Source organism: Rhodopseudomonas sp. B29, from assembly GCF_000333455.1.
GTDB lineage: Bacteria > Pseudomonadota > Alphaproteobacteria > Rhizobiales > Xanthobacteraceae > Rhodopseudomonas.
Map to the genome: position 1 here is coordinate 24,253 of NZ_BADD01000050.1, position 8,485 is coordinate 32,737.

Here is an 8,485-nt window from a genome sequence, read left to right on the forward strand (position 1 = left end):
GCAACGTTCAAGCGCCCTGAAGATCGCCCCATGCAAGCTCGCAGCTTCAACAAAATATCGGACAGGCAAAGCCCATTCGCCTCGACGGTGCTGCCCAAGCCGCAGCTGCACATTCAGGCCCGGCGTGTGACCGAAACGCAGCTCCGCGACTTGCTGCGCGAAAATCCCCAGGATGCAGTGCGATGGATCGAAGCCGCCGCAGAGGCCGATCTCGTTCCCGCACAGCTTGTTTGGGGACAGATGCTGCTCGATGGCAAACGCGTGCCGCGGAATCCGCAGGCCGCCTTCACCTGGTTCGAACGTGCCGCCCTATCCGGAGACTTGGAGGGGCGCAACATGGTCGGTCGCTGTTACGAACAAGGCTGGGGAGTCGAGCCGAACTCACAACTTGCTATCGAGAACTTCGAGGCTGCGGCACTCGCCGGTCACCTCTGGGGTCAAGTCAACCTGGCGCAGATGCTGATGCGCAGGGGCAATCCGGCGGACCGGCCGCGGTGCTTCGAGCTGTTTCGGGCCGCCGCGGAAGGCGGCACTGCCAAGGCAAATCTGAAGGCGATGAATTCTCTTGCCCGGTTTCTCGAGGAAGGCTGGGCCACGCCGGTCGATCAAACAGGTGCTCTGTATTGGTACCGCCGTGCAGCGGAGCTGGGCGACCACTGGGCTCAGTTCAACCTTGCCACAATCCTGCATGCAACAGGAGACCTCGGCGCGGCGGATGTCTTGCTGGAACAATCGATCGCCCGGAGCGACGATGGCTTCCGCAGACGCGTTGCCGCACTGTTGCTGGCGCGCAGCGAACCCGCGCTGCGCCGGCACGGCCTCGAAGCCTTGAGGCGCGTCTCGCTTTCAGGACGTCCAGCCGATGTCAAGGCGTACGCCGAAGCGGCGAAATACGCAGTGTCATCTTCGGAGACTGACGACGCTACTGATCGCCTCCAACATCTTGCCGTTGAAGAACCTGCTTCCGATGCCGCGTACCAGCCTGCGTCGGCCGATCGAAGCATCACGAGTTCTTTAGCCTTCTACCTAAGTGCGATTTCACGCCGCCTTGGGAAGCCGTTCCACATCAACTCATCTTCCTCAGAGGGGGCTCTGTGACAATCATCTCGACGTTGAGACCAGCACTTTCCGGAATCGGTGCAGCCGCCAGCCTGGCAAACGGATTCCTGTTCGTTTCCGCCGCCAAGGCGGAGGACCACGTCGGCGACCATTCGGCCTCCCCTGAAGGCGGCACGACCGTGCTTCCGCCCGTCGCGGTGGAAGCCCCTGTGGCGAAGCGCAAGCGGGCAACGACTGCAGAGTCCAAGCCGGCGACGCGGGCGCGGCCGGTCCATCGCGCCGCCAAGCCCGCAGAGCCGCCCCGTCAGCAGCAAGCCACGACTTCATCTGCTTCGCCGGCAAACTCTCTGCAGCGAACCACCGGCCTCAGCCGGCTGTCCGACAAGCTGCAGAGTACTCCGCAGACCGTCACGGTCATTCCGCAATTGGTCATCGAGCAGCAGCAGGCGACGACCGTCAATCAGGTGCTGCAATACGTGCCGGGGATCACCGTCGCCACCGGAGAAGGCGGCGGTGGCATCAGCGGAGACCAGTTCCGGATCCGCGGCTTCGACGCTTCAGGCGATGTCTATGTCGACGGCCTGCGCGACTTCGGCTCCTATGTGCGCGATAGTTTCGCGACCGAGAACGTCCTGGTCCTGAAGGGCCCGTCGTCGCAGAGCTTCGGCAACGGCACGACGGGAGGCGTCATCGAGCTCGACAGCAAGAAGGCCCATCTCGGCAATCAATCGACAATCGAGGCTTCGGGTGGCAACGGCCCGGCCGGGCGCACCGTCGTCGATGTCAATCGGCAGATCGACGCGACCACCGCCTTCAGAATCATCGGCATGGGGAATGCCCAGGATGTCGTCGATCGCGACCACGTCTATTCCAACCGCCTCGGGCTGCTCGGTTCGTTGGGATTTGGCCTCGGCACCGATCAGTCGCTGATCGTCAACTATCTCCATCAGGACAGCGTCCAGCGCCCCGACTTCGGCGTTCCGATCGTCAGCGCGCCGGGCGTCGTCGGCAAGCCAGTGACGGAATACGGTGTTCCGCGTTCGAACTATTTCGGGCGTGAAAGCGACCGTGATCACGCCACCGCGGACGTGGTGACCGCTCTCTACAAGGGCGAATTCGGCGACTGGCTCACAATCACGAACGACTCACGGTTCGGCTACTACACACGCGACTTGAAATTCACCCCGGCCCTCTGTGCTTCGCCCGGATTCCCGTTTCCGAGCAGCTGCGCGACCGACGTTCTTGCCGGGAAACTGGCGACGCCCTACTCGATCTGGTCGGTCGGCGGCACCAAGCAGACGAGTTACGGCGGCGAGAACGTGACGACCGCCACGATGCTGTTCGATACGGGACCGTTCAAGCACAAGGTTGTCGTCGGCCTCGATGCCTATTCTCAACATGCGACGACCAACTTCTACCTCCCCGCAGGTCCCGAACCTGCGGGGACTCTCCTCAATCCGATCTTTTCCAATTCACTCGGGTTCACGTTGGGAATGCTTCCCGGCAATCAATTGTCGGCCACGAGCTGGGATGTCGGCCCCTTCATCAGCGACCGAATTTGGCTGACCCCTATGCTCTCGATCCTTTCCGGTGTTCGGTGGGATCACTATCAGGTCGACGGCCAATTGGCGGCATCCCCGCTCTCCTCGACAACGGAGTTCGCCAGCCCGAAGGCTTCCGTGATCTTCGAGCCGACGTCGCATCAAAGCTATTACGTCAGCTATTCACGCTCGTTTACCCCGCAGGGCAACAACATCACGTCACTGAGCACGTCGCTCGGTTTGTCGCAGACGCCGTCGGTCCCCAATCTGCAGCCGGAGGCGGATACGACCTATGAGGTCGGCGCAAAATGGGGGCTGTTCGACGGCCGCCTTGGGGCGACCGCAGCGTTGTTCCGCGTCGACAAGAACAACGCTTCCTATCTCGACCCGACATCCGGAATCCAGACGACGACCGACGACAAGGTTCAGGTCCAGGGAGTCGAGCTTGGATTGACGGGGAAACTGACGACCAACTGGGACGTGCAGGCCTCCTATTCGTACATGGACAGCAAGATTGTCATGTCCACGATCAACGCCTTCACGCCGGTCTCGGCGGCGGGCAATCGGGTCCCCTACGTGTCCCGAAATGGGCTCGCGATCTGGACGACTTACGACATCGCCCCCTTGATCCCGAGAGTGCCGGGACATCTTCTTGTCGGCGGCGGCCTGAACTATCGGTCGGAGTATTATCTCAACAACCTCAACTCAATGATGATCCCCGCCGCGACCACGATCGATGCGATGGTCTCCTACGACCCCAACGATCAATACCATCTCGCGCTCAAGATCACGAATCTCACGAACAAGCTGACCTACGGCTCGGCGTTCGGCAACGGCTACGCGACCCCGGTTGCGGGCCGGACTTTCACCATCACCGCAGCGACCAGGTTCTGAGCCAAATGCTGATCGAGATCCCCCAACTCCTCTCCGCCGAAGAAGTCAGTTTGGTGCGCAGTATCGTCGACTCTGCCGACTGGATCGATGGGCGGGCGACCGCGGGCGAGGTAGCAGCCCGTGCCAAACGCAACGTTCAGCTGCCCGAGGATTCGCCCGAGGCACGCCGTGCCGGTGATATCATCCTTCAGGCTCTGGGCCGCAATCCGCTGTTCAACAGCGCCGCACTGCCATTGCGCGTTCTGCCGCCTCTCTTCAATCGCTACGACACCGGGATGTTCTTCAATGCCCATGTCGACGGCGCGGTGCGGTCCGTTCCGGGACTCGGCATTCGCATGCGCGCCGATCTGTCTTCGACGCTCTTCCTGTCGGCACCCGACGAATATGATGGCGGCGAGCTGGTCGTCGAAGACAGCTATGGCGTTCATGCCGTCAAGCTGCCAGCAGGCAGCATGGTCCTTTATCCGGCCGGAAGCCTGCACCGTGTCAACGAGATCACCCGAGGCGCGCGCTTGTGCTCGTTCTTCTGGACTCAATCGATGATCAAGGAAGAAGGGCTTCGGACCCTGCTCTACGATCTCGATCGCGGCATCATCGACGTGCGTCGGTCGTTGGCCGGCGATACGGAGGGCGTTCTCATGCTGACCGGCGTGTATCACAATTTGCTGAGGCACTTGGCGTCGCTCTGAATACGCGCGGCAATTTCTGATCGCAAGCTGCTCCTCAATTCGAAATGTCGTCTTTCAAATCGGTGAACATCATGACAGAAGTGAACAATCATCTGCTGGCTCAGATCACTCGTCAAAACGTGGCACTGCTGTGGTTGATCTGCGGCCTCGGAAATACGATCTACGCGGTGATCCAAATTCTTACATTGGTCAACCACCAGATCGATGGTGCCGGCCCATCGACGCCGTTCGATGCAACTGCCCTCTGGTACTTCGGCGTCGCGTGCTCGATATGGGTCGTGCCGATTCTGGTTCCGCTCATCACGACCAGTCGGGTTGTAAATTGGGCGGTCGCGCTCCTCGGCAGCCTGCTGGTTGCCCTGAGCGTCTTGGGAGGCGTCTTCGACGGCATGCGGGACGGCCTTCATATCGCCGCGACGGCAGCCATTGCTGTGGCCTTGCCCGGCTTTTACGCAATTCGCTCATCTTGGCGGCTGTTGCGAGCAACTGATGGGTCCGTAAAGCTTCTCGGCGGGTCCATCCGCGCAGGCTGAGGCTCGCGCCACGCCCTTAGATTCGTTCAAAGAAGCGGCGTCCTGGGTGGCTGTCAGGCGCACGATCTGCAATGCTCATGCATGGATCACCATGATCGGCAATCGCCGGCGATAGGATGCTGCCAGGCTGCAAGATGCTCGATCGCACCGTTGAAACCGACATCGACCTTGTACCGCGCACCGTCGCGCTGCGAAGCGGAGTGATGTCGAATGATTGGGCCTATGGCCGGCATCAGCATCGCAAGGCTCAGCTGCTCTACTCGCAGCGGGGCATTTTGTGCTGCGAGACGGCCGGCACCGTTTGGCTCGTGCCGCCCGGATGCGCTCTGTGGATTCCGGGTCAGCTGGCGCACTCGGCCCGCGGCGATGGCGTTTTGGAATGCCACTGCCTGTACTTCGAGCCAAATGCGGTCAAAAACTTTCCCGAGACGTGCTGCACGCTGTCGATATCACCGCTCGTCCGGGAATTGATCCTCAAGGTTGCGCAATTTCCGGAGTGCTATCCGCTCGGAGGACGCGAGGATCGACTGGTGATGACCCTGTTGGACGAATTGTCCGACGCGCCCGTGGGGAATTTGAGTCTACCCATGCCCCGAGACGCACGTCTGCGGCGGCTGGCCGAAATGTTGATCGCCGAGCCGAGCGCAAAGACTTCAGTCTCGAATTGGGCCGGCACGCTCGGCATGAGCGAGCGCACCTTGAGCCGCCTCTTGATTCAAGAGATCGGCATGAGTTTCGGGCAGTGGCGGCACCAGCTTCATGTCATCCTCGCATTGCAAGGAATGGCGAGTGGTAACAGCGTCAAAACGGTCGCCCTCGAGCTCGGCTACGAAAACGCCAGCAGCTTTGTGAACATGTTTCGGAAAACGCTCGGGGCACCACCCGTTCGTTATTTGGCGGAACAGCGGCTGGCTCGCGTCAGCGGCTGATTCATCAGAGGCAATCTTCAAGGTCTCGGACAACCGACGGCACGTACAACTGAGGCCCGACACTCAGGCGACGATTGCTACGTTTGGGTGGAAACAACTGGACGCCCCCTTCAATGAAAATCCCGCGACGGCGGCAGGATGCGGACGTCGCGGGGGTGGCGATGACGCTGGGCGGGGGTGTCGGGCGTGTCGCGGCGGTCGCCGTTGAGGGCTTCGTAGTTGCGTTTTTCGGAGGTGAGTTGCTCGTAGAGGTCGGTGCCATCGGGCAGCGCGGGGCGGACCAGGCCTTCGGCGAGACGGCCCATCTCATGGCTGCGGTCGATCAGACGCTCGGCGACGAGATGCACCACGCCTTCCGGGCTCGCCTGGACCTTGCCCTCGACCAGCACCAGCCGCGCGCCCATCACTTCCTTGCGGAATTTCTCCATCACCGCCGGCCACACCACGATGTTGGCGATGCCGGTCTCGTCCTCGATGGTCATGAAGATCACGCCATTGGCGCTGCCCGGCCGCTGCCGCACCAGCACCACGCCGGCGCAGCGCATCCAGCGGCCGTTGGCACGCTGCTTGGACTGCGAGACGTCGCGGCACGTCACGACCCGCTCGGCCGCGAACAGCGCGCGCAGAAATTCCATCGGGTGGCCCTTCAGCGACAGCCGCACCGTCTGATAATCGGCAACGACGTGCTCGGCCATCGGCATCAAAGGCAGCGGCGCGGCGCGCTCGTCCTCCTGCTCGCGCGCGCTGGCGGCTTCGAACAGCGGCAGCGGAACGTCGTCGGGCAGCCGCCGCACCGCCCACAGCGCCGCGCGGCGGTCGAGCCCGAGCGAGCGGAACGCATCGGCATCGGCGAGTAGAATGAGCGCGCGCTTCGGCAGCGCGGTGATGCGGGCGAACTGCTCGAGCGAACTGAACGGCCCCCTCGCCCGCGCCGCGACGATGCGCGCAGCCCAGTCGTCGCTCGGCGCTTCGCCGGCCTCGCGCCGCACCCGCTCCTCGTCCGGATCGGCCCAGCGGAAGCCGTCGATCATGCGAAAGCCGAGCCGCACTGCGTGATACTTGCCGGTTGGTTGTTCGAGCGTGCACTGGCCTTCGCTGAACGATACGTCCACCGGCCGCACCTCGACCTTGTTGGCCCGTGCATCGCCGACGATCTGCGCCGGCGCGTAGAAGCCCATCGGCTGCGAGTTGAGCAGCGCGCAGCAGAACGCATCGGGATGAACGTGTTTGAGCCATGACGACGCATAGACAAGCTGCGCGAAGCTCGCGGCGTGGCTTTCGGGAAAGCCGTAGGACCCAAAACCCTTGATCTGCTCGAAGCAGTTCTGCGCGAACACGCGCTCGTAGCCGCGCGCCACCATGTTCTCGACCATCATGGCTTCGAACTTGCCGATGGTGCCGACATTGCGGAACGTCGCCATGGCACGGCGCAGGCCGTTGGCCTGTTCGGGCGTGAACTTCGCCGCCTCGATGGCAATGCGCATCGCCTGCTCCTGAAACAGCGGCACGCCGAGCGTCTTGTGCAGCACGCGGCGCAGCTCGTCCTTGTCGCCGTGCTGCGGCGACGGCGACGGATAGGAGACGTCTTCCTGCTTGTTACGCCGGCGCAAGTAAGGATGCACCATGTCGCCCTGGATCGGGCCGGGCCGCACGATCGCGACCTCGATGACGAGATCGTAGAACCGTCGCGGCTTCAGCCGCGGCAGCATGTTCATCTGCGCGCGGCTCTCGACCTGGAACACGCCGAGCGACTCGCCGCGGCACAGCATGTCGTAAACTTCCGGTACCTCGCGCGGCAGGCTGGCGAGCGTCCAGCGTTCGCGCTTGTGGGCGTCGATCAGGTCGAAGCATTTGCGGATGCAGGTCAGCATGCCGAGCGCCAGCACGTCGACCTTCATCATCTTCAACGCGTCGATATCGTCCTTGTCCCACTCGATGAAGGTGCGGTCCGCCATCGCGGCGTTGCCGACCGGCACGTAGCTGTCGAGCCGGTCCTGGGTCAACACGTAGCCGCCGACATGCTGCGACAGATGCCGGGGAAATTCGATCAGCTCGGTGGCGAGCTCGACCGCCAGCGCGATCATCGGATTCGCCGGATCAAGCCCGGCCTGCTTGACCTGCATGTCGTTGAGGCCCTTGCCCCAGCTGCCCCAGACGGTGTCGGCGAGCGCCGCGGTGACGTCCTCGGTCAGCCCCAGCGCCTTGCCGACGTCGCGGATCGCCGAGCGCGGCCGATAGTGGATGACGGTGGCGACGATCGCGGCGCGGTGGCGGCCGTAGCGGCGATAGACATATTGCATCACCTCCTCGCGCCTTATGTGCTCGAAATCGACGTCGATATCCGGCGGCTCCAGCCGCTCCTTGGAGATGAAGCGCTCGAACAGCAGATCGACCTCGGTCGGGTTCACCGCGGTGACGCCGAGCACGTAGCAGACCGCCGAATTCGCCGCCGAGCCGCGACCCTGGCACAGGATGTTCTGCGAGCGAGCGAACTGCACGATGTCGTGCACGGTGAGGAAGTAATGCGCGTAACGCAGCTTGCGGATCAGCCGCAGCTCCTTGTGCAGCACCTTCTTGGTGCGCGGCGGGATCCGCACCGGGAAGTATTTGTGCGCGCCGGCCCAGGTCAGATCCTCGAGATGGCGCTGCGCCGTCTTGCCGGGCGGCACCGGCTCGTCGGGATATTGATATTTGAGCTGATCGAGTGAGAAATCGATTTGCTCGGCGAAGCGTAGTGTTTCGGCGATGGCGTCGGGATCATGACGGAACAGCCGTGCCATTTCGACTGGCGGGCTTGAGATGCCGCTCAGCATTGCTTCCAGCCGACGGCCGATCTATCG

General features: G+C 62.7%; 6 protein-coding genes. 5 read left to right on the forward strand and 1 reads right to left on the reverse strand.

The annotated features are described in order from the left end of the window. Positions 1 to 30 precede the first annotated feature (30 nt). The 5 genes from I5M_RS01605 (at position 31) to I5M_RS01625 (ending at position 5,645) form a co-directional block, all read left to right on the forward strand. Positions 31 to 1,098, forward strand: a complete 1,068-nt coding sequence (locus I5M_RS01605; RefSeq protein ID WP_022719803.1) for a tetratricopeptide repeat protein — start codon at positions 31 to 33, stop codon at positions 1,096 to 1,098. Continuing rightward, on the forward strand, positions 1,095 to 3,494 hold the full coding sequence (locus I5M_RS01610) for a TonB-dependent siderophore receptor (RefSeq protein ID WP_022719804.1): 2,400 nt from the start codon (positions 1,095 to 1,097) through the stop codon (positions 3,492 to 3,494). The genes I5M_RS01605 and I5M_RS01610 overlap by 4 nt, the downstream gene beginning before the upstream one ends. 5 nt (positions 3,495 to 3,499) lie before the next feature. Beyond that, on the forward strand, positions 3,500 to 4,183 hold the full coding sequence (locus tag I5M_RS01615) for a Fe2+-dependent dioxygenase (protein ID WP_022719805.1): 684 nt from the start codon (positions 3,500 to 3,502) through the stop codon (positions 4,181 to 4,183). 71 nt (positions 4,184 to 4,254) lie between these two features. Then, positions 4,255 to 4,716, forward strand: coding sequence for a hypothetical protein (locus I5M_RS01620; RefSeq protein ID WP_148287807.1), 462 nt, complete (start codon positions 4,255 to 4,257; stop codon positions 4,714 to 4,716). Between the two features lie 134 nt (positions 4,717 to 4,850). After that, positions 4,851 to 5,645, forward strand: coding sequence for a helix-turn-helix domain-containing protein (locus I5M_RS01625; protein WP_040771515.1), 795 nt, complete (start codon positions 4,851 to 4,853; stop codon positions 5,643 to 5,645). A gap of 110 nt (positions 5,646 to 5,755) precedes the next feature. Here the strand turns inward: I5M_RS01625 and I5M_RS01630 are convergent, their stop codons facing one another. Further along, positions 5,756 to 8,425 carry an error-prone DNA polymerase gene (locus tag I5M_RS01630; RefSeq protein WP_376738652.1) on the reverse strand — a complete coding sequence of 890 codons (2,670 nt, stop codon included), beginning with the start codon at positions 8,423 to 8,425 and terminating at the stop codon, positions 5,756 to 5,758. Positions 8,426 to 8,485: the final 60 nt, after the last annotated feature.

Coding starts and splice junctions, on each gene's coding strand:
- I5M_RS01605 (WP_022719803.1), top strand. CDS start 31: ATGCAAGCTCGCAGCTTCAACAAAATATCGGACAGGCAAAGCCCATTC.
- I5M_RS01615 (WP_022719805.1), top strand. CDS start 3,500: ATGCTGATCGAGATCCCCCAACTCCTCTCCGCCGAAGAAGTCAGTTTG.
- I5M_RS01620 (WP_148287807.1), top strand. CDS start 4,255: ATGACAGAAGTGAACAATCATCTGCTGGCTCAGATCACTCGTCAAAAC.
- I5M_RS01625 (WP_040771515.1), top strand. CDS start 4,851: ATGCTCGATCGCACCGTTGAAACCGACATCGACCTTGTACCGCGCACC.
- I5M_RS01630 (WP_376738652.1), bottom strand. CDS start 8,425: ATGGCACGGCTGTTCCGTCATGATCCCGACGCCATCGCCGAAACACTA.